This is a genomic window from Rahnella ecdela, from assembly GCF_019049625.1.
In the GTDB taxonomy this organism is placed as follows: domain Bacteria; phylum Pseudomonadota; class Gammaproteobacteria; order Enterobacterales; family Enterobacteriaceae; genus Rahnella; species Rahnella ecdela.
In genome coordinates this window covers 1-16,986 of the sequence record NZ_JAFMOY010000096.1, presented here as the reverse complement: position 1 = coordinate 16,986, position 16,986 = coordinate 1, and the positions used below count along the sequence as shown (strand labels likewise).

Genomic DNA, 16,986 nt, shown 5'->3' with positions numbered 1-16,986 from the left:
GTCTTTACTTGTTTTGACACATTTGATGAATTTGCCAAGGAGTGTTTTATGAGTTTTATGAAAGAGTTTCGTGAGTTTGCCATGCGTGGCAACGTGGTTGACCTTGCTGTGGGTGTTATCATCGGTGCAGCATTTGGCAAAATAGTGTCATCATTCGTCGCCGATATTATTATGCCCCCACTGGGATTACTGATTGGCGGCGTAGATTTTAAGCAGTTTGCTTTCGTTCTGAGAGAAGCTCAGGGGGCGACGCCAGCTGTAGTTATGCATTACGGCGTATTTATTCAGAACGTTTTTGATTTCGTCATCGTGGCACTGGCAATATTCCTGGCAATCACGCTGATGAACAAGATGCGTCGTAAGCAGGAAGATGCTCCGGCAGCACCGCCAAAGCCAACGGCAGAAGAAACATTGCTGGCGGAAATTCGTGATTTGCTGAAAGAGCAACAGACACCAAGGCTCTAGAAGTTAAAGTCAGCCAGGTAAACTCTGACTGAGATTAGAAGGGCAGTGTTGAATATTCGACTGAACACTCAACACTGCCCTCCAGATAACTCCCCTTCCCATTCTTCTCTTTACGACGATAACTCCCTTTACCTTTCTGGTTCTTCTCAACACGTTGTTTAAATAGTGGGTCATGGAGAAGAGCCTGCAACGCATTATCCTGAATAACACCTTTTTGATGCTTATACTGGGTCATAAATCCTCGATATGTTAAATACAGTTTGGACAAATTCCGCGCACATCATACTGCTAAAACTATCTGTCCGAAAGCGGTATATAATGACTGAAAAGTTCAGGCTACACCTTACCTGCACCATCCTCTAAAGCTTCTAAAATAGAACAACTTGCACTGGTATGCGCCGAACCGCAGCAGGCAGCACTCAGTCTTTTTAGCGACTCGCGCATTTGAGTCAGTTCCAGTAATTTGAACTCAACCTCCGCAAGCCGTTCATCCACAATGGCTTTGGATTCCTGGCAAGTATGATGCAAAGGATCTATGCGAATTGATAGCAGCTCCTTGATAGCGTCGAGTGTAAATCCTGTTGATTTGGCATAGCGAATAAAGCGAAGCCGCTGCAAATCATTATCATCATACTGACGGTACCCCGAAGGATTACGTGTACCAGGGCTCATCATTCCCTGCTTTTCATAATAGCGAACAGTATCCGCAGAAACATTGGCCAGTCCGGCCAGTTCACCTATTTGGTACATGCTATTTGCCCCTGAATTTATCCCACAGCGCATCTTTATAATGCCCATGCAAAAAGGCGGTATTCATACCCTCCTGCTGCAATCTTAATTGAAGAACCCTGAGTCGTTTTTCAGCAGCTGCAAACTGCGGGTCATCGTTTTCCAGAGTTTGCAGCAAATGATCCAACGCAATAGCTTCCTTTCTGTCCTGAAGTGCCGGTGGTAAATAGCCTGCATTTTTTAAGATGCGATAGGCTACCCTTAAGTCTTCCGGCACAGCACTGTCATCGTCCAGAATGATGGGTTGTCCATTGCCAGGCAGATTATCAAAGTCACCCTTTTACTGAGCATCTTTGATGTGCTTTTCTACCCACTGGTCAATCAGGAACATGATATTGCCTTTGAAGTAATTAAAGGATCATCATAAATCATACTTGCAGCTTAGCGCGAAAGGGGAGGGAATTCAGGTTCAATTGTGCCGGGAATGTGGAAACCGAGGAGGCCAAATTTCAGATGTAAAAAAACCGGGCATAAGCCCGGTCTTTTCATGCATCTACAGATTATTCAGCAGTTGCTACTTCTGCTTTTGACTCTGCACGATCAACGAGCTCGATGTATGCCATCGGCGCATTGTCGCCTGCACGGAAGCCACACTTAAGAATACGAGTGTAACCACCGGCACGGCTCGCGAAACGCGGGCCCAGTTCATTAAACAGTTTTGCCACGATCTCGTTATCACGAGTACGGGCGAATGCCAGACGACGATTTGCAACGTTGTCGGTCTTGGCAAGAGTAATCAGCGGCTCAACAACGCGACGCAGCTCTTTCGCTTTCGGCAGGGTCGTCTTGATGATCTCATGACGAACCAAAGAGCCGGCCATGTTACGGAACATAGCCTGTCGGTGGCTGCTGTTACGGTTCAGTTGACGACCACTCTTACGATGGCGCATGACCTTATCCTTCTCAGTAAAACCTTAACCTGTGATCCGGTTACTCGTCAGCAATACTTGCTGGTGGCCAGTTTTCCAGGCGCATGCCCAGAGACAAACCACGGGACGCAAGTACGTCTTTGATCTCAGTAAGAGATTTTTTACCCAGGTTAGGTGTTTTAAGTAACTCAACCTCGGTACGCTGTACCAGATCACCGATGTAGTGGATTGCTTCTGCCTTAAGGCAGTTAGCAGAGCGGACAGTCAATTCCAGATCGTCAACAGGGCGCAGCAGGATTGGATCGAATTCCGGCTTCTCTTCTTTGACTTCCGGTTGACGTACATCACGTAAATCAACGAAAGCTTCAAGTTGTTCAGCAAGAATGGTTGCCGCACGACGGATCGCCTCTTCAGGATCGATCGTACCGTTGGTTTCCATTTCGATAACCAGCTTGTCCAAATCAGTACGCTGTTCTACACGCGCTGCTTCAACATTGTAGGCAATTCGCTCTACAGGGCTGTAGCATGCGTCTACTAACAGACGACCAATTGGGCGCTCATCTTCTTCCGAATGAATTCGGGCAGACGCCGGCACATAACCACGACCGCGCTGAACTTTGATACGCATACTGATAGCAGCGTTCTCATCGGTCAGGTGGCAGATGACATGTTGCGGCTTGACGATTTCGACATCACCATCATGGGTAATGTCGGCTGCAGTCACAGGGCCAATGCCAGACTTATTCAGGGTAAGAATAACTTCATCTTTACCTTGAACTCTCACCGCCAGCCCTTTCAGGTTGAGCAGGATCTCCAGGATATCTTCCTGTACGCCTTCTTTGGTGCTGTACTCATGCAGTACACCATCAATCTCAACCTCGGTCACCGCGCAACCCGGCATGGATGAAAGCAGAATACGGCGCAGTGCGTTGCCTAAAGTATGGCCAAAGCCACGTTCTAAAGGCTCAAGGGTCACCTTGGCGTGCGTCGAACTGACTTGCTCGATATCTACCAGGCGCGGTTTTAGAAACTCTGTCACAGAACCCTGCATTGTGTCCTCTCTTTGGTACTAAGCTTTACTTGGAGTAAAGCTCGACGATCAGGTGTTCGTTAATGTCGGAAGACAGATCAGTACGTTCAGGCATACGCTTGAACACACCTTCCATCTTAGCAGCATCAACTTCAAGCCAAGTCGGCTTTTCACGCTGTTCAGCCAACTCCAAAGCGGCCTTCACGCGAGATTGCTTTTTAGCTTTCTCACGGATGCTGACAACGTCATTCGGAGATACCTGATAAGAAGCGATGTTAACAACGCGACCATTTACGATGATAGCTTTGTGGCTAACTAACTGGCGCGATTCTGCACGAGTAGCGCCGAAGCCCATACGATAAACGACGTTGTCTAAACGACCTTCCAGCAGTTGCAACAGGTTTTCACCAGTGTTGCCCTTCAGGCGTGCTGCTTCTTTGTAATAGTTACGGAACTGGCGCTCCAGAACACCGTAAGTACGGCGAACTTTTTGCTTTTCACGTAACTGCACACCATAGTCAGACAGACGCGGTTTACGCGCACCATGCTGACCAGGAGCTTGTTCAATTTTACACTTGGTATCGATCGCGCGAACGCCAGATTTAAGGAATAAATCTGTGCCCTCACGACGGCTAAGCTTGAGCTTAGGACCCAAATATCTTGCCATTTTCTCTCTCCAACAAACCTAAAAGCAGCGTTATACGCGACGCTTTTTCGGCGGACGACAACCGTTATGAGGGATAGGAGTCACATCAGTAATATTAGTGATGCGGAAACCAGCCGCGTTTAATGCGCGGATAGTAGACTCACGACCAGGACCAGGTCCTTTAACCATAACTTCCAGATTCTTGATACCGTATTCTTTCACTGCGTCAGCGCAGCGCTCTGCTGCAACCTGAGCTGCGAACGGAGTGGATTTACGAGAACCACGGAAACCGGAACCACCAGCTGTTGCCCAACCCAAAGCATTACCCTGACGATCGGTAATGGTAACAATGGTGTTGTTGAAAGAAGCATGGATATGAGCCACGCCGTCAGAGACTTGTTTTCTTACACGTTTACGTGTACGAACAGGTGCCTTTGCCATTTATTCAATCACCCCGATTATTTCTTGATCGGTTTACGCGGACCCTTACGGGTACGTGCGTTAGTCTTGGTACGCTGACCGCGTACTGGAAGACCACGACGATGACGCAAACCACGATAAGTCCCAAGGTCCATAAGACGCTTGATGCTCAGGGTGACTTCACGACGCAGATCACCTTCAACAATGAACTTGGCAACTTCGTCACGCAGTTTTTCGATTTGCTCTTCAGACAGCTCACTGATCTTAACATTTTCAGCAATACCGGATGCAGCACAGATAGACTGTGAGCGGGTTTTACCGATGCCGTAGATCGAAGTTAATGCGATCACGGTATGTTTCTGATCAGGAATGTTAATGCCTGCTATACGGGCCACTATGCACTCCTACTATTTATATACGGCAACACCATTCTGAAAAGCCCGTTTTCAGGATACTCAAATAGTATTGCTGCTTACATACAAAAGATTGGCTGGCTAATCTAGCCAGCTCAACCCAACTTTGCAAGAAAAATATGCGAGATAATCAGCCTTGACGCTGTTTATGCTTCGGTTCTGCACTGCAGATTACGCGAACGACACCGTTACGCTTAACAATTTTGCAGTTACGACATAATTTCTTGACGGAAGCACGAACTTTCATTTTTACTCTCCGTAACTTCGCAAACTCACCAGATTAGCGGTTATAGCCTTTCAGGTTTGCTTTCTTCAATGCAGACTCATACTGACTTGACATCATCAGAGTTTGCACTTGAGCCATAAAGTCCATGATAACGACGACTACGATAAGTAGAGAAGTACCACCAAAGTAGAATGGAACTTTCATCGCGTCACGCATGAACTCCGGGATAAGGCAGATGAAAGTAATATACATCGCACCAATTAAGGTTAAACGAGTCATTACTTTATCGATGTACTTCGCCGTTTGCTCTCCCGGACGAATTCCTGGTACAAATGCACCGGACTTCTTCAGGTTATCTGCTGTCTCACGCGGGTTGAACACCAACGCAGTATAAAAGAAACAGAAGAAGATGATTGCAGTCGCATAGAGTAACACATAAAGCGGTTGTCCAGGCTGCAAATACAGCGAAATCGTAGTCAGCCAGTTCCAACCAGTCCCGCCCCCAAACCATGATGCAATCGTGGCAGGGAACAGAATAATGCTGGAAGCGAAGATCGCTGGGATAACCCCGGCCATGTTCACTTTCAACGGTAAGTGCGTGCTCTGTGCTGCATAGACACGACGACCTTGTTGGCGTTTAGCGTAGTTAACGACGATACGACGTTGACCACGTTCAACAAACACCACAAAGAAAGTCACTGCAAACACTAAAACTGCAACCAACAGCAACAGGAGGAAGTGCAGGTCGCCTTGCCGAGCTTGTTCGATAGTATGTGCAATCGCCGGCGGGAGCCCCGCTACGATACCAGCAAAGATAATGATCGAAATACCGTTACCGATACCTCGTTCAGTAATCTGCTCACCCAGCCACATCAGGAACATTGTCCCAGTCACTAAGCTCACAACTGCGGTAAAGTAGAACGCAAAGCCTGGATTTAACACCAGGCCCTGCATACCAGGCATGTTCGGCAGACCGGTAGCAATACCTATCGACTGAAACACTGCCAATACCAGCGTACCGTAACGGGTGTACTGGCTAATCTTACGACGGCCAGCCTCCCCTTCTTTCTTAATTTCTGCTAACGCTGGATGAACCACCGTTAACAGCTGGATAATGATCGACGCCGAAATGTACGGCATGATCCCCAGAGCAAAGATTGAAGCACGGCTAAGGGCACCACCAGAGAACATGTTAAACATTTCAATGATGGTACCTCTTTGCTGCTCGAGCAATTTGGCAAGTACAGTGGCATCAATACCAGGGATCGGAATAAAAGAGCCGATACGGAAAACAATCAGCGCACCGATAACAAACAAAAGTCTGCGCTTCAGTTCGCCTAGTCCACCCTTGGCACTTTGAAAATCTAATCCCGGTTGCTTAGCCATCTGCTACTTATTCCTCAATTTTACCGCCAGCAGCTTCGATAGCAACACGAGCGCCTTTGGTGACACGCAAACCACGCAGAGTTACCGCACGACCAACTTCGCCAGAAAGGATTACTTTCGCGAACTCGATCTGGATACCAACTACGTTAGCGGCTTTCAGCGCGTTCAGGTCGATCACGTCGCCTTCCACCAGAGCCAGTTCAGACAGACGAACTTCTGCCGTGATCATAGCTTTGCGGGAGGTGAAGCCGAATTTCGGCAAACGACGATATAAAGGCATCTGACCACCTTCAAAACCACGACGTACGCCACCACCAGAACGTGAGTTCTGACCTTTGTGACCACGACCGCCGGTTTTACCCAGGCCAGAACCAATACCACGACCTACACGCCTTGGCGCTTGTTTGGCACCATCAGCCGGAGACAGAGTATTTAAACGCATCTCTTACTCCTCAACCTTAACCATGTAGGAAACCAGGTTGATCATACCGCGTACAGCAGGAGTATCCTCGCGCTCAACGGTGTGACCAATACGACGCAGACCCAGGCCCAGCAGAGTAGCTTTATGCTTCGGCAGACGGCCAATGGAACTGCGAGTTTGTGTAACTTTAATAGTCTTTGCCATGGTTAATTACCCCAGAATTTCTTCAACGGATTTACCACGCTTGGCAGCGACCATTTGTGGGGATTTCATATTTGCCAAAGCATCGATAGTTGCACGAACCACGTTGATCGGGTTGGTGGAACCATAAGCTTTAGCCAATACGTTATGAACCCCTGCAACTTCCAGGACGGCGCGCATTGCACCACCGGCGATAATACCGGTACCTTCGGAAGCCGGCTGCATGAACACACGGGAACCCGTATGAGCACCTTTAACAGGATGCTGCAGGGTGCCGCTGTTCAGCGCGACATTCATCATGTTGCGACGGGCTTTTTCCATCGCTTTCTGGATCGCTGCCGGAACTTCGCGTGCTTTGCCGTAGCCAAAACCAACGCGACCGTTACCATCACCAACTACTGTCAGTGCGGTAAAGCTGAAGATACGGCCACCTTTTACGGTTTTAGATACGCGGTTTACCGCGATCAGCTTTTCCTGCAGTTCGCCAGCTTGTTTTTCGATGTGAGCCATCTTAAACCTCTTCCTTAGAACTGAAGGCCAGCTTCACGGGCAGCATCTGCCAGTGCCTGGACTCGACCATGATATTGGAAACCGGAACGGTCAAAGGATACTTTCGTGATCCCTTTTTCCAATGCGCGTTCTGCGATAGCTTTACCTACAGCAGTGGCAGCATCTTTGTTGCCGGTATACTTCAGTTGCTCAGTGATAGTTTTTTCTACAGTAGATGCAGCAACTATTACTTCAGAACCGTTTGGTGCGATGACCTGTGCGTAAATATGACGCGGGGTACGATGTACCACCAGACGGGTCGCACCCAATTCTTTGAGCTTGCGGCGTGCGCGGGTCGCACGACGGATACGAGCAGATTTCTTATCCATAGTGTTACCTTACTTCTTCTTAGCCTCTTTGGTACGCACGACTTCGTCGGCGTAACGGACACCCTTGCCTTTATAAGGCTCAGGACGACGGTAGGCACGTAAATCCGCAGCAACCTGACCGATAACCTGTTTATCAGCGCCTTTCAGCACGATTTCGGTTTGGGTCGGACATTCTGCAGTAATGCCTTCCGGCAGTTGGTGATCGACCGGGTGAGAGAAGCCTAAAGCTAAATTCACCACGTTGCCTTTAACAGCAGCACGATAACCAACACCTACCAGTTGAAGCTTTTTAGTGAAGCCGTCGGTAACACCTACAACCATAGAGTTCAACAGTGCACGAGTGGTACCCGCTTGGGCCCAACCGTCTGCAGCGCCTTCGCGTGGAGCGAAAGTCAGTGCATTTTCTTCCTGTTTAACTACAACAGCGTCATGGATAGTACGTGACAGCTCGCCGTTTTTACCCTTAATCGAAATAACCTGACCGTTGAGTTTTACCTCTACGCCGGCAGGAATGACGACGGGTGCTTTTGCAACACGAGACATTCTTTCCTCCCAATTAAGCTACGTAGCAGATAATCTCGCCACCAAGACCAGCCTGGCGAGCTGCACGATCGGTCATAACACCTTTAGAGGTAGAAATAACAGCGATACCCATACCGGCCATAACTTTTGGCAGCTCATCTTTTTTCTTGTAGATGCGCAGACCTGGACGGCTGATACGTTGAATGCTTTCTACCACTGCCTTGCCCTGGAAGTACTTAAGTACTAATTCCAGTTCAGGTTTGGCGTCGCCTTCGATTTTAAATTCTTCAATATAGCCTTCTTCCTTCAGCACGTTGGCAATAGCCACTTTCAGCTTGGAGGAAGGCATGGTGACCGCAACTTTGTTCGCGGCTTGACCGTTACGGATACGGGTCAGCATATCCGCGATCGGATCTTGCATGCTCATCTGTCTTTACTCCCGTGATTCAATTGGTGACAATTACCAGCTAGCCTTCTTAAGACCCGGAATTTCACCGCGCATAGCGGCTTCACGGACCTTAATACGGCTCAACCCGAACTTCCGCAGGAAAGCGTGCGGACGACCAGTTTGACGGCAGCGGTTACGCTGACGAGACGGGCTGGAATCACGCGGCAGAGACTGCAGCTTAAGAACTGCATCCCAACGATCTTCGTCGGATGAGTTCACACCAGAGATAATAGCTTTCAATTCCTCGCGTTTAGCGCGGTATTTATCAGCCAGTTTTACGCGAACGACTTCGCGTGCTTTCATGGATTGCTTAGCCATTAGTAACCCTGCCTTACTTGCGGAACGGGAAGTTAAAGGCTGTCAGCAATGCACGGCCTTCATCATCGGATTTCGCAGTAGTGGTGATAGTAATATCTAAACCACGAACGCGATCGACTTTATCATAATCGATTTCCGGGAAGATGATCTGTTCACGCACGCCCATGCTGTAGTTACCACGACCATCGAAAGACTTAGCAGACAAGCCGCGGAAGTCACGAATACGTGGTACAGCAATGGAGACCAGACGCTCAAAGAACTCCCACATGCGTTCGCCGCGGAGGGTTACTTTACAGCCGATCGGATAGCCCTGACGGATTTTGAAGCCTGCAACTGATTTGCGTGCTTTGGTGATCAGCGGTTTTTGACCGGAGATTGCTGCCAGGTCAGCTGCTGCGTTATCCAGCAGTTTCTTGTCAGCGATCGCTTCACCAACACCCATGTTCAGGGTGATCTTCTCGACCCGAGGGACTTGCATGACAGAATTGTAACCAAACTCAGCCATGAGTTTTTTTACGACATCGTCTTTGTAGTAATCATGCAGTTTCGCCATCGTACTACTCCAAATTACTTGATAGTTTCGCTGTTAGATTTGAAGAAACGGACTTTTTTGCCGTCTTCGAATCTAAAGCCTACACGGTCCGCCTTGCCAGTAGCCGTGTTGAAGAGAGCAACGTTAGAAACCGGGATTGCAGCTTCTTTTTCAACGATGCCACCTGGTTGGTTCAGGGCCGGTACAGGCTTCTGATGTTTTTTAACCAGGTTGATACCTTCAACAATGACCTTGCCAGAAGACAGGACATTTTTTACTTTACCGCGCTTACCTTTATCTTTACCGGTAAGCAGGATAACTTCGTCATCGCGACGGATTTTCGCTGCCATGGTTCGCTCCTTAGAGTACTTCTGGTGCCAGAGAGATAATTTTCATGAACTTCTCATTACGCAGTTCACGAGTTACCGGCCCAAAAATACGCGTGCCGATTGGTTGCTCGCTGTTATTATTTAAAATAACGCATGCATTACCATCGAAGCGAATGACAGAACCGTCCGGGCGACGAACACCCTTCTTGGTGCGCACCACTACCGCCTTCAGCACATCGCCTTTCTTCACCTTACCGCGAGGAATTGCTTCCTTGATGGTAATTTTGATGATGTCGCCGACGCCTGCGTAGCGACGGTGCGAGCCACCTAGAACCTTGATACACATTACGCGACGTGCACCGGAGTTGTCGGCCACGGTCAGCATAGTCTGTTCTTGGATCATGTTAGTGCTCCGCTAATGTCAACTACAACTTTAGGACCCAGGATAGGTCGTTAAGAAATCCCCACAATATGAGGGCGCGGCATTATAACACCGGTTCCCGATTATGGGTAGAAAAAATAAACGGCCCACGTACATGAGCCGTTTATCTATTTTCGAGAGGCGCTACTGTATTACAGAATCGCTTTCTCTACAACGCGAACCAAGGTCCAAGACTTAGTCTTAGACAGTGGACGGCATTCGCTGATTTCCACAACGTCGCCGATACCACATTCATTGTTCTCGTCATGTACGTGCAATTTGGTCGTACGTTTGATGAACTTACCGTAAATCGGGTGTTTCACCACACGTTCAATCGCAACAACAATGGATTTTTCCATTTTGTCACTGATTACACGACCCTGCAGAGTACGGATCTTGTCAGTCATTACGCACCCGCCTTTTCAGTCAGTAAAGTTTTCACACGTGCAACATCACGACGCACTTGCTTCAACAGGTGTGTTTGCTGCAACTGGCCGCTTGCCGTTTGCATGCGCAGGTTAAACTGCTCACGCAAAAGGTTCAGCAACTCAGTGTTCAGCTCTTCCACGCTTTTTTCGCGCAGCTCTTGTGCTTTCATTACATCACCGTCTTAGTTACAAAGGTGGTTTTGATAGGCAGTTTGGCTGCTGCCAGCTGGAAGGCTTCACGAGCCAGCTCTTCAGGCACACCGTCCATTTCGTACAGGACTTTACCAGGCTGGATCAAAGCAACCCAATACTCTACGTTGCCTTTACCTTTACCCATACGAACTTCGAGCGGTTTCTCGGTGATCGGTTTGTCCGGGAATACTCGGATCCAGATCTTACCTTGACGCTTAACTGCACGGGTCATCGCACGACGTGCTGCTTCAATTTGACGAGCAGTCAGACGACCACGGCCAACAGCTTTCAGACCGTAAGTGCCGAAGCTCACATCCGTACCTTGCGCAAGACCACGGTTGCGGCCCTTGTGCACCTTACGGAATTTTGTACGCTTTGGTTGTAACATCAGCGACTCTCCTTACTTGCGGCCTTTACGCTGCTGCTTTTTAGGTTGAGCAGCCGGTTCCGGTTGTTCAACTGCAGCCATACCACCCAGGATCTCACCTTTGAAGATCCATACCTTAACGCCGATTACACCGTAAGTGGTGTGCGCTTCAGATGTGTTGTAATCGATATCCGCACGCAGAGTATGCAACGGAACACGACCTTCACGGTACCATTCGGTACGCGCGATTTCAGCACCGCCAAGGCGGCCGCTTACTTCAACTTTGATACCTTTAGCGCCAAGACGCATTGCGTTCTGTACTGCACGCTTCATAGCACGACGGAACATAACACGACGTTCCAGCTGTGAAGTGATGCTGTCAGCAACCAATTTTGCGTCCAGTTCCGGTTTACGGACTTCGGCGATGTTAATCTGCGCAGGAACGCCAGCGATATCCGCTACGACCTTACGCAGTTTTTCGACATCTTCACCTTTCTTGCCGATAACGATGCCAGGACGAGCAGTGTGAATAGTCACACGGATGCTCTTCGCTGGACGCTCGATAACGATGCGAGAAACGGAAGCTTTCGCCAATTCCTTAGTCAGGAACTGACGAACTTTAAAGTCGCCGTCCAGGTTGTCAGCGAAATCTTTGGTATTTGCATACCAAGTAGAGTTCCAAGGTTTGACAATACCCAGTCGAATACCATTAGGATGTACTTTCTGACCCATTGCTAGTCTCCAGAGTCTCAGCGATCGGACACAACCACAGTAATGTGGCTGGTGCGCTTCAGAATGCGATCTGCACGACCTTTAGCACGCGGCATAATGCGCTTCATGCTTGGGCCTTCGTCTACGAAAATCTTCGTGACTTTCAGATCATCGATGTCAGCGCCATCGTTGTGTTCTGCGTTAGCAATGGCAGACTCCAGCACCTTCTTAACCAGACCAGCAGCTTTCTTGTTGGTGTAGGCCAGAGTTTCCAGAGCTTGCGACACTTTCTTACCGCGAATCAGGTCAGCAACAAGGCGAACCTTCTGAGCAGAAGAACGAGCGTGGCGATGTTTAGCTATAGTTTCCATCTCTTCCTCCTACCTTAGCGCTTTTTAGCTTTTTTATCAGCCGCATGGCCGCGATAAGTACGAGTCGGCGCGAATTCACCCAGTTTGTGACCGACCATTTCATCGGAAACAAATACTGGTACGTGCTGACGACCATTATGGACAGCGATGGTCAAACCGATCATGTTAGGAAAGATCGTTGAACGACGGGACCAAGTGCGCAAAGGCTTCTTGTCACCGCTTTCCACCGCTTTCTCTACCTTCTTCAGCAAGTGCAGGTCAATAAAAGGACCTTTCTTGAGAGAACGTGGCATGGCTTATCCTCTAATTATTTTTTGCTACGGCGACGTACAATGAATTTATCAGTACGCTTGTTGCTACGGGTCTTCTTACCTTTGGTTTGAACGCCCCACGGAGTTACCGGGTGCTTACCAAAGTTACGACCTTCACCACCACCGTGTGGGTGATCGACTGGGTTCATCGCAGTACCGCGAACGGTAGGACGAATACCACGCCAACGAGCAGCACCTGCTTTACCCAGAACGCGAAGCATGTGTTCAGAGTTACCGACTTCACCTAAGGTGGCGCGGCAATCGATCTGAACTTTACGCATTTCGCCAGAGCGCAGACGCAGAGTTACGTAGGAACCGTCACGAGCAACGATCTGAACGTAGGCACCGGCTGAGCGAGCCATCTGGCCGCCTTTACCTGGTTTCATTTCTACGTTGTGAACCGTTGAACCTACTGGGATGTTGCGCATAGGCAGGGTGTTACCTGTCTTGATTGCAGCATCAACACCAGATTGGATCTGGTCACCCACTTTCAGGCCTTTCGGCGCCAGGATGTAACGGCGTTCGCCGTCTTTGTACAGAACCAGCGCGATGTTCGCGGAACGGTTCGGATCGTACTCCAGACGCTCAACCACTGCAGCGATACCATCTTTGTTGCGTTTGAAGTCAACCAGACGATAATGCTGTTTGTGGCCACCACCGATATGACGGGTGGTGATACGGCCATTGTTGTTACGGCCACCGCTTTTGCTCAGTTTTTCAAGCAGCGGAGCATAAGGTTTACCCTTGTGCAGCTCAGGGTTAACCACTTTAACAACGTGGCGACGACCCGGAGATGTAGGTTTACATTTAACAATTGCCATTGTTCTTACTCCTCCGACTTACTCAGCGCCGCTGATGAAGTCCAGATTCTGGCCTTCTTTCAGGGTTACGTAAGCTTTTTTCCAGTCGCTACGACGACCAACACGCTGACCGTGACGTTTAACTTTGCCTTTAACAAGCAAGGTGTTCACATCTTCGACTTCGACTTCAAACAGTTTCGAAACCGCAGCTTTGATTTCCGCTTTAGTCGCGTCTTTGGCAACTTTGAGAACGATGGTGTTGTTCTTTTCCATCGCAGCAGACGCTTTTTCAGAAACGTGCGGCGCGCGCAGCACTTTCAGCAGACGTTCTTCACGAATCATGCCAGCATCTCCTCAACTTGCTTCACAGCGTCAGCAGTCATAACTACTTTGTCGAAGGCGATCAGGCTTACTGGATCGATACCTGCTACATCGCGAACGTCAACCTTGTACAGGTTGCGTGCGGCCAGGAACAGATTCTCGTCGACTTCGCCAGTTACAATCAGCACGTCTTCCAGAGCCATGTCTTTCAGTTTCTGTGCCAGCAGCTTAGTTTTAGGCGCTTCTACAGAGAACGTCTCGACAACGATCAAACGATCTTGACGTACCAGTTCGGACAGGATGCTTTTCAGCGCGCCGCGGTACATCTTTTTATTTACTTTTTGACTGTGGTCCTGTGGCTTTGCAGCGAAGGTTACACCACCGGAACGCCAGATCGGGCTCTTTACAGAACCTGCACGCGCACGGCCAGTACCTTTCTGACGCCAAGGTTTTTTACCGGAACCGGTTACTTCAGCACGGGTCTTCTGAGCGCGAGTACCTTGACGGGCACCTGCTGCATAAGCAACAACGACCTGGTGTACCAGCGCTTCATTGAAATCACGCCCGAAGGTAGTTTCGGAAACAGTCAGCGCGCTCTGCGCGTCTTTCACTACTAATTCCATTCCTATCTCCTCGACGTTAAGCCTTAACAGCAGGTTTAACGATCAGGTTGCCACCGGTTGCACCCGGAACAGCACCCTTGACCAGCAGCAGGTTGCGCTCAGCGTCAACACGTACTACGTCCAGGCTTTGAACGGTTACACGCTCGTTACCCAGTTGGCCTGCCATTTTCTTGCCTTTGAACACTTTGCCCGGAGTCTGGTTCTGACCGATAGAACCCGGAACGCGGTGAGACAAGGAGTTACCGTGGGTAGCGTCTTGGGTACGGAAATTCCAGCGCTTAACTGTGCCAGCAAAACCTTTACCTTTAGAAGTACCGGTAACATCAACTTTCTTAACGTCTGCGAAAATTTCGACGCTAATGTTCTGACCTGCAGTGAACTCTTCACCTTCTGCAAGGCGGAATTCCCACAGACCGCGGCCAGCTTCTACGCCAGCTTTAGCGAAGTGACCCGCTTCTGGTTTGGTTACACGGTTAGCTTTTTTGCTACCAGTAGTAACCTGCACAGCACGGTAACCGTCGTTGTCCAGGTCTTTGACCTGAGTAACGCGGTTTGCTTCAATTTCGATAACGGTTACAGGGATAGAAACGCCATCTTCTGTGAAGATACGAGTCATACCCACTTTCTTACCGACTAAACCAATCATTGTTTCAACCTCTCAATCGCTCAATGACCCTGATTAACCCAGGCTGATCTGCACGTCTACACCAGCAGCCAGATCCAGACGCATCAGAGCATCAACGGTTTTCTCGGTTGGCTCAACGATGTCAACCAGACGCTTGTGAGTGCGAATCTCATACTGATCGCGCGCATCTTTATTGACGTGCGGAGAAATCAGAATGGTAAAGCGCTCTTTGCGGGTCGGCAGCGGGATTGGACCACGAACTTGCGCACCAGTGCGCTTCGCGGTCTCAACGATTTCCGCAGTTGATTGATCGATCAGACGATGATCAAACGCTTTCAGGCGGATACGGATTCTTTGGTTCTGCATGAGACCAGAGCTCCAATTATTTTAAACGTAAATGATTACTCCTCATACCCATTTCGATTGATGGGAGAGTGTAATCGTTCTTAACATAACCCCCATATCGGGAGTATTGTCGACCGGTAAGTAAACTTACTGGCCACCGATTCTTATCGAATCAGGCTTACCAATATTAGGTAAGCCCGCGCATTATACGTAAACACGGGGAATTAGCAACAAGCTTTCATCAAGTATTGCTTTTATTTTGCGCGATGTTGCCCTCCCTTTTCATGACTCACAGGCTCATTTCTAGTTTATTCGGCAGCCGATATGGCCAAATCTTTACAGATAAGATTCGTTGTACGGGGATGAGATTTTCGTAAGGTCAGAAGAAGTGTCGGTTTTGGGGAGAACTCAAGGAATGTTCAGTCAGGAGAAGGCATGAGCAGAACAGTGCTTATGCATTAGGTGTTTTTTTACGGGCAGCGAATTGGATTATCTACATCAGCCAGAAAAGCGACGTTATCTGGCCGATGCAATCATCAGGGTATAAGCTAGTGGCTTTGGGATTCTTCTTTCAACTGTGACTGAATGTAGTTTTGAAGACCTATGCGTCCAATCAATTCGATTTCAGTTTCCAGCCAGTCAATATGATGCTCTTCGTCAGCCAGAATAGTAATCATGATATCGCGGCTGACATAATCGTGGACAGAATCTGCATAGGCAATCCCTTCTCGCAGATCTTTAGCACCTTCCAGTTCGAGCACTAAATCTGATTTCAGCATTTCCTCAACGTCTTCACCGATGTTCAGTTTGCCAAGGTCTTGCAGATTGGGGATACCTTCGAGGAACAATATGCGTTCAATATAAATATCGGCATGTTTCATTTCGTCTATCGACTCATGATACTCGATACCATTCAGACGCATTAAGCCCCAGTTTTTGAACATGCGGGCATGAAGAAAATACTGATTGATGGCAACCAGTTCATTTCCAAGAAGTTTGTTGAGATGAGCAATGACTTTTTTATCGCCTTTCATAGGTAACTCCTCCGTTCCGGTATCTAAAGAGTAGATCCGGTACAGAGTAAGTCAAAGAAAAGGCACACTTTTAAGCTAAGTATTTTTACGCAATGTTTTTGAACTCAGGAATTTGCTGTAATTCATCTTCCATTATCTGGCGTGCCGCGCGGACACATTTGCCACATTGGGTTCCTACTGGAACAAAATTTCTTAACTGCTGAAACGTTTGCGGCTGGTAACGTCTGACGGCCTGTCTGATTGTTTTATCACTTACTGAATTGCACAAACACACGTACATATAAACCACACTTCGTATAAATCTTACACTAACTGTAAATGAGAATGGTTATTATTGCAAATGTAGTTTTTACTCTTTTACCCTCAAATTTTAGGCAATAAAAAAGGGTGCCGAAGCACCCTTTTTTTGCTCTTAATTATCAGCGATTAAGCGATAACTTTAGCAACAACACCAGCACCTACAGTACGGCCGCCTTCACGGATTGCGAAACGCAGACCGTCATCCATCGCGATTGGGTGGATCAGGGTAACAACCATGTTTACG

General features: G+C 48.5%; 35 protein-coding genes. 1 reads left to right on the top strand and 34 read right to left on the bottom strand.

All coding sequences use genetic code 11. From position 1 onward, the window contains the following. Positions 1 to 48 precede the first annotated feature (48 nt). Positions 49 to 465, top strand: coding sequence for a large-conductance mechanosensitive channel protein MscL (mscL, locus tag J1784_RS01535; protein ID WP_120509959.1), 417 nt, complete (start codon positions 49 to 51; stop codon positions 463 to 465). A gap of 34 nt (positions 466 to 499) precedes the next feature. Here the strand turns inward: mscL and J1784_RS01530 are convergent, their stop codons facing one another. From J1784_RS01530 to J1784_RS01365, 34 genes are all read right to left on the bottom strand, one after another. Beyond that, positions 500 to 700 carry an alternative ribosome-rescue factor A gene (locus tag J1784_RS01530; protein ID WP_217147736.1) on the bottom strand — a complete coding sequence of 67 codons (201 nt, stop codon included), beginning with the start codon at positions 698 to 700 and terminating at the stop codon, positions 500 to 502. A 101-nt stretch (positions 701 to 801) separates the two neighbouring features. Next, entirely contained in the window at positions 802 to 1,215 is a 414-nt protein-coding gene (zntR, locus tag J1784_RS01525) for a Zn(2+)-responsive transcriptional regulator (protein ID WP_217147735.1), read from the bottom strand. A 1-nt stretch (position 1,216) separates the two neighbouring features. After that, on the bottom strand, positions 1,217 to 1,489 hold the full coding sequence (locus J1784_RS01520; protein WP_420803944.1) for a DnaJ family domain-containing protein: 273 nt from the start codon (positions 1,487 to 1,489) through the stop codon (positions 1,217 to 1,219). A gap of 265 nt (positions 1,490 to 1,754) precedes the next feature. Then, positions 1,755 to 2,144, bottom strand: coding sequence for a 50S ribosomal protein L17 (rplQ, locus tag J1784_RS01515; protein WP_013573706.1), 390 nt, complete (start codon positions 2,142 to 2,144; stop codon positions 1,755 to 1,757). 40 nt (positions 2,145 to 2,184) lie between these two features. After that, positions 2,185 to 3,174, bottom strand: coding sequence for a DNA-directed RNA polymerase subunit alpha (locus J1784_RS01510; protein WP_002919219.1), 990 nt, complete (start codon positions 3,172 to 3,174; stop codon positions 2,185 to 2,187). Positions 3,175 to 3,199: 25 nt separating this feature from the next. Next, positions 3,200 to 3,820, bottom strand: a complete 621-nt coding sequence (gene rpsD / locus J1784_RS01505; RefSeq protein WP_112288139.1) for a 30S ribosomal protein S4 — start codon at positions 3,818 to 3,820, stop codon at positions 3,200 to 3,202. Between the two features lie 30 nt (positions 3,821 to 3,850). Beyond that, on the bottom strand, positions 3,851 to 4,240 hold the full coding sequence (rpsK, locus tag J1784_RS01500) for a 30S ribosomal protein S11 (RefSeq protein WP_004929731.1): 390 nt from the start codon (positions 4,238 to 4,240) through the stop codon (positions 3,851 to 3,853). 17 nt (positions 4,241 to 4,257) lie between these two features. Further along, on the bottom strand, positions 4,258 to 4,614 hold the full coding sequence (gene rpsM, locus J1784_RS01495; RefSeq protein WP_013573704.1) for a 30S ribosomal protein S13: 357 nt from the start codon (positions 4,612 to 4,614) through the stop codon (positions 4,258 to 4,260). Between the two features lie 148 nt (positions 4,615 to 4,762). Beyond that, the gene (rpmJ, locus tag J1784_RS01490; RefSeq protein ID WP_002227352.1) at positions 4,763 to 4,879 is read right to left on the bottom strand and encodes a 50S ribosomal protein L36; all 117 of its coding nucleotides are present in this window, start codon (positions 4,877 to 4,879) and stop codon (positions 4,763 to 4,765) included. A gap of 33 nt (positions 4,880 to 4,912) precedes the next feature. After that, a complete protein-coding gene (secY, locus tag J1784_RS01485) occupies positions 4,913 to 6,244 on the bottom strand; it encodes a preprotein translocase subunit SecY (protein ID WP_013573703.1) in 1,332 nt (443 codons plus the stop codon). 7 nt (positions 6,245 to 6,251) lie between these two features. Then, entirely contained in the window at positions 6,252 to 6,686 is a 435-nt protein-coding gene (gene rplO / locus J1784_RS01480) for a 50S ribosomal protein L15 (protein WP_013573702.1), read from the bottom strand. Positions 6,687 to 6,689: 3 nt separating this feature from the next. Further along, positions 6,690 to 6,869, bottom strand: a complete 180-nt coding sequence (gene rpmD, locus J1784_RS01475) for a 50S ribosomal protein L30 (protein WP_013573701.1) — start codon at positions 6,867 to 6,869, stop codon at positions 6,690 to 6,692. A 6-nt stretch (positions 6,870 to 6,875) separates the two neighbouring features. Beyond that, on the bottom strand, positions 6,876 to 7,376 hold the full coding sequence (rpsE, locus tag J1784_RS01470) for a 30S ribosomal protein S5 (protein WP_013573700.1): 501 nt from the start codon (positions 7,374 to 7,376) through the stop codon (positions 6,876 to 6,878). Positions 7,377 to 7,390: 14 nt separating this feature from the next. After that, a complete protein-coding gene (gene rplR, locus J1784_RS01465; protein ID WP_013573699.1) occupies positions 7,391 to 7,744 on the bottom strand; it encodes a 50S ribosomal protein L18 in 354 nt (117 codons plus the stop codon). Between the two features lie 9 nt (positions 7,745 to 7,753). Then, the gene (gene rplF / locus J1784_RS01460) at positions 7,754 to 8,287 is read right to left on the bottom strand and encodes a 50S ribosomal protein L6 (protein WP_112288138.1); all 534 of its coding nucleotides are present in this window, start codon (positions 8,285 to 8,287) and stop codon (positions 7,754 to 7,756) included. A 13-nt stretch (positions 8,288 to 8,300) separates the two neighbouring features. Then, positions 8,301 to 8,693 carry a 30S ribosomal protein S8 gene (gene rpsH, locus J1784_RS01455; RefSeq protein WP_013573697.1) on the bottom strand — a complete coding sequence of 131 codons (393 nt, stop codon included), beginning with the start codon at positions 8,691 to 8,693 and terminating at the stop codon, positions 8,301 to 8,303. A 33-nt stretch (positions 8,694 to 8,726) separates the two neighbouring features. After that, positions 8,727 to 9,032, bottom strand: coding sequence for a 30S ribosomal protein S14 (rpsN, locus tag J1784_RS01450; protein ID WP_013573696.1), 306 nt, complete (start codon positions 9,030 to 9,032; stop codon positions 8,727 to 8,729). 13 nt (positions 9,033 to 9,045) lie between these two features. Beyond that, positions 9,046 to 9,585: a 50S ribosomal protein L5 gene (gene rplE / locus J1784_RS01445; protein ID WP_013573695.1), complete on the bottom strand. Its 540-nt coding sequence runs from the start codon at positions 9,583 to 9,585 to the stop codon at positions 9,046 to 9,048. Between the two features lie 14 nt (positions 9,586 to 9,599). Continuing rightward, positions 9,600 to 9,914, bottom strand: coding sequence for a 50S ribosomal protein L24 (gene rplX, locus J1784_RS01440; RefSeq protein WP_095923752.1), 315 nt, complete (start codon positions 9,912 to 9,914; stop codon positions 9,600 to 9,602). 10 nt (positions 9,915 to 9,924) lie between these two features. Further along, complete coding sequence (gene rplN, locus J1784_RS01435) at positions 9,925 to 10,296, bottom strand: 50S ribosomal protein L14 (RefSeq protein ID WP_008457164.1); 372 nt, start codon at positions 10,294 to 10,296, stop codon at positions 9,925 to 9,927. 170 nt (positions 10,297 to 10,466) lie between these two features. Beyond that, positions 10,467 to 10,721, bottom strand: coding sequence for a 30S ribosomal protein S17 (gene rpsQ, locus J1784_RS01430; RefSeq protein ID WP_014333604.1), 255 nt, complete (start codon positions 10,719 to 10,721; stop codon positions 10,467 to 10,469). After that, positions 10,721 to 10,912: a 50S ribosomal protein L29 gene (gene rpmC, locus J1784_RS01425; RefSeq protein WP_013573692.1), complete on the bottom strand. Its 192-nt coding sequence runs from the start codon at positions 10,910 to 10,912 to the stop codon at positions 10,721 to 10,723. Before rpmC ends, rpsQ begins: the two co-directional genes overlap by 1 nt. Then, positions 10,912 to 11,322 (bottom strand): 50S ribosomal protein L16, encoded by a 411-nt coding sequence (gene rplP, locus J1784_RS01420; RefSeq protein ID WP_009639183.1) that lies wholly within the window; start codon positions 11,320 to 11,322, stop codon positions 10,912 to 10,914. The genes rpmC and rplP overlap by 1 nt, the downstream gene beginning before the upstream one ends. 12 nt (positions 11,323 to 11,334) lie before the next feature. Beyond that, positions 11,335 to 12,033, bottom strand: coding sequence for a 30S ribosomal protein S3 (gene rpsC / locus J1784_RS01415; protein ID WP_013573691.1), 699 nt, complete (start codon positions 12,031 to 12,033; stop codon positions 11,335 to 11,337). Positions 12,034 to 12,050: 17 nt separating this feature from the next. Continuing rightward, positions 12,051 to 12,383 (bottom strand): 50S ribosomal protein L22, encoded by a 333-nt coding sequence (gene rplV / locus J1784_RS01410; RefSeq protein ID WP_004391423.1) that lies wholly within the window; start codon positions 12,381 to 12,383, stop codon positions 12,051 to 12,053. 14 nt (positions 12,384 to 12,397) lie between these two features. Next, the gene (gene rpsS / locus J1784_RS01405) at positions 12,398 to 12,676 is read right to left on the bottom strand and encodes a 30S ribosomal protein S19 (protein ID WP_004929772.1); all 279 of its coding nucleotides are present in this window, start codon (positions 12,674 to 12,676) and stop codon (positions 12,398 to 12,400) included. 14 nt (positions 12,677 to 12,690) lie between these two features. Next, positions 12,691 to 13,515 carry a 50S ribosomal protein L2 gene (rplB, locus tag J1784_RS01400; protein WP_112288137.1) on the bottom strand — a complete coding sequence of 275 codons (825 nt, stop codon included), beginning with the start codon at positions 13,513 to 13,515 and terminating at the stop codon, positions 12,691 to 12,693. 18 nt (positions 13,516 to 13,533) lie between these two features. Then, positions 13,534 to 13,836, bottom strand: coding sequence for a 50S ribosomal protein L23 (gene rplW / locus J1784_RS01395; RefSeq protein ID WP_120135146.1), 303 nt, complete (start codon positions 13,834 to 13,836; stop codon positions 13,534 to 13,536). Next, positions 13,833 to 14,438: a 50S ribosomal protein L4 gene (gene rplD / locus J1784_RS01390; RefSeq protein WP_009639177.1), complete on the bottom strand. Its 606-nt coding sequence runs from the start codon at positions 14,436 to 14,438 to the stop codon at positions 13,833 to 13,835. The genes rplW and rplD overlap by 4 nt, the downstream gene beginning before the upstream one ends. A 16-nt stretch (positions 14,439 to 14,454) precedes the next feature. Further along, on the bottom strand, positions 14,455 to 15,084 hold the full coding sequence (rplC, locus tag J1784_RS01385; RefSeq protein WP_013573687.1) for a 50S ribosomal protein L3: 630 nt from the start codon (positions 15,082 to 15,084) through the stop codon (positions 14,455 to 14,457). Between the two features lie 33 nt (positions 15,085 to 15,117). After that, positions 15,118 to 15,429: a 30S ribosomal protein S10 gene (gene rpsJ, locus J1784_RS01380; RefSeq protein ID WP_009639175.1), complete on the bottom strand. Its 312-nt coding sequence runs from the start codon at positions 15,427 to 15,429 to the stop codon at positions 15,118 to 15,120. Between the two features lie 527 nt (positions 15,430 to 15,956). Beyond that, on the bottom strand, positions 15,957 to 16,442 hold the full coding sequence (gene bfr, locus J1784_RS01375) for a bacterioferritin (protein WP_217147734.1): 486 nt from the start codon (positions 16,440 to 16,442) through the stop codon (positions 15,957 to 15,959). Positions 16,443 to 16,527: 85 nt separating this feature from the next. Further along, a complete protein-coding gene (gene bfd, locus J1784_RS01370; protein WP_056778102.1) occupies positions 16,528 to 16,722 on the bottom strand; it encodes a bacterioferritin-associated ferredoxin in 195 nt (64 codons plus the stop codon). Between the two features lie 146 nt (positions 16,723 to 16,868). After that, positions 16,869 to 16,986 (bottom strand): EF-Tu C-terminal domain-related protein (locus J1784_RS01365; RefSeq protein ID WP_445482723.1); only part of this gene is annotated, 118 nt, incomplete at its 5' end.

Excerpts from the sequence above, each read along its gene's own strand:
- mscL (WP_120509959.1), top strand. The coding sequence starts at position 49 with ATGAGTTTTATGAAAGAGTTTCGTGAGTTTGCCATGCGTGGCAACGTG.
- J1784_RS01530 (WP_217147736.1), bottom strand. The coding sequence starts at position 700 with ATGACCCAGTATAAGCATCAAAAAGGTGTTATTCAGGATAATGCGTTG.
- zntR (WP_217147735.1), bottom strand. The coding sequence starts at position 1,215 with ATGTACCAAATAGGTGAACTGGCCGGACTGGCCAATGTTTCTGCGGAT.
- rplQ (WP_013573706.1), bottom strand. The coding sequence starts at position 2,144 with ATGCGCCATCGTAAGAGTGGTCGTCAACTGAACCGTAACAGCAGCCAC.
- J1784_RS01510 (WP_002919219.1), bottom strand. The coding sequence starts at position 3,174 with ATGCAGGGTTCTGTGACAGAGTTTCTAAAACCGCGCCTGGTAGATATC.
- rpsD (WP_112288139.1), bottom strand. The coding sequence starts at position 3,820 with ATGGCAAGATATTTGGGTCCTAAGCTCAAGCTTAGCCGTCGTGAGGGC.
- rpsK (WP_004929731.1), bottom strand. The coding sequence starts at position 4,240 with ATGGCAAAGGCACCTGTTCGTACACGTAAACGTGTAAGAAAACAAGTC.
- rpmJ (WP_002227352.1), bottom strand. The coding sequence starts at position 4,879 with ATGAAAGTTCGTGCTTCCGTCAAGAAATTATGTCGTAACTGCAAAATT.
- secY (WP_013573703.1), bottom strand. The coding sequence starts at position 6,244 with ATGGCTAAGCAACCGGGATTAGATTTTCAAAGTGCCAAGGGTGGACTA.
- rplO (WP_013573702.1), bottom strand. The coding sequence starts at position 6,686 with ATGCGTTTAAATACTCTGTCTCCGGCTGATGGTGCCAAACAAGCGCCA.
- rpmD (WP_013573701.1), bottom strand. The coding sequence starts at position 6,869 with ATGGCAAAGACTATTAAAGTTACACAAACTCGCAGTTCCATTGGCCGT.
- rpsE (WP_013573700.1), bottom strand. The coding sequence starts at position 7,376 with ATGGCTCACATCGAAAAACAAGCTGGCGAACTGCAGGAAAAGCTGATC.
- rplR (WP_013573699.1), bottom strand. The coding sequence starts at position 7,744 with ATGGATAAGAAATCTGCTCGTATCCGTCGTGCGACCCGCGCACGCCGC.
- rplF (WP_112288138.1), bottom strand. The coding sequence starts at position 8,287 with ATGTCTCGTGTTGCAAAAGCACCCGTCGTCATTCCTGCCGGCGTAGAG.
- rpsH (WP_013573697.1), bottom strand. The coding sequence starts at position 8,693 with ATGAGCATGCAAGATCCGATCGCGGATATGCTGACCCGTATCCGTAAC.
- rpsN (WP_013573696.1), bottom strand. The coding sequence starts at position 9,032 with ATGGCTAAGCAATCCATGAAAGCACGCGAAGTCGTTCGCGTAAAACTG.
- rplE (WP_013573695.1), bottom strand. The coding sequence starts at position 9,585 with ATGGCGAAACTGCATGATTACTACAAAGACGATGTCGTAAAAAAACTC.
- rplX (WP_095923752.1), bottom strand. The coding sequence starts at position 9,914 with ATGGCAGCGAAAATCCGTCGCGATGACGAAGTTATCCTGCTTACCGGT.
- rplN (WP_008457164.1), bottom strand. The coding sequence starts at position 10,296 with ATGATCCAAGAACAGACTATGCTGACCGTGGCCGACAACTCCGGTGCA.
- rpsQ (WP_014333604.1), bottom strand. The coding sequence starts at position 10,721 with ATGACTGACAAGATCCGTACTCTGCAGGGTCGTGTAATCAGTGACAAA.
- rpmC (WP_013573692.1), bottom strand. The coding sequence starts at position 10,912 with ATGAAAGCACAAGAGCTGCGCGAAAAAAGCGTGGAAGAGCTGAACACT.
- rplP (WP_009639183.1), bottom strand. The coding sequence starts at position 11,322 with ATGTTACAACCAAAGCGTACAAAATTCCGTAAGGTGCACAAGGGCCGC.
- rpsC (WP_013573691.1), bottom strand. The coding sequence starts at position 12,033 with ATGGGTCAGAAAGTACATCCTAATGGTATTCGACTGGGTATTGTCAAA.
- rplV (WP_004391423.1), bottom strand. The coding sequence starts at position 12,383 with ATGGAAACTATAGCTAAACATCGCCACGCTCGTTCTTCTGCTCAGAAG.
- rpsS (WP_004929772.1), bottom strand. The coding sequence starts at position 12,676 with ATGCCACGTTCTCTCAAGAAAGGTCCTTTTATTGACCTGCACTTGCTG.
- rplB (WP_112288137.1), bottom strand. The coding sequence starts at position 13,515 with ATGGCAATTGTTAAATGTAAACCTACATCTCCGGGTCGTCGCCACGTT.
- rplW (WP_120135146.1), bottom strand. The coding sequence starts at position 13,836 with ATGATTCGTGAAGAACGTCTGCTGAAAGTGCTGCGCGCGCCGCACGTT.
- rplD (WP_009639177.1), bottom strand. The coding sequence starts at position 14,438 with ATGGAATTAGTAGTGAAAGACGCGCAGAGCGCGCTGACTGTTTCCGAA.
- rplC (WP_013573687.1), bottom strand. The coding sequence starts at position 15,084 with ATGATTGGTTTAGTCGGTAAGAAAGTGGGTATGACTCGTATCTTCACA.
- rpsJ (WP_009639175.1), bottom strand. The coding sequence starts at position 15,429 with ATGCAGAACCAAAGAATCCGTATCCGCCTGAAAGCGTTTGATCATCGT.
- bfr (WP_217147734.1), bottom strand. The coding sequence starts at position 16,442 with ATGAAAGGCGATAAAAAAGTCATTGCTCATCTCAACAAACTTCTTGGA.
- bfd (WP_056778102.1), bottom strand. The coding sequence starts at position 16,722 with ATGTACGTGTGTTTGTGCAATTCAGTAAGTGATAAAACAATCAGACAG.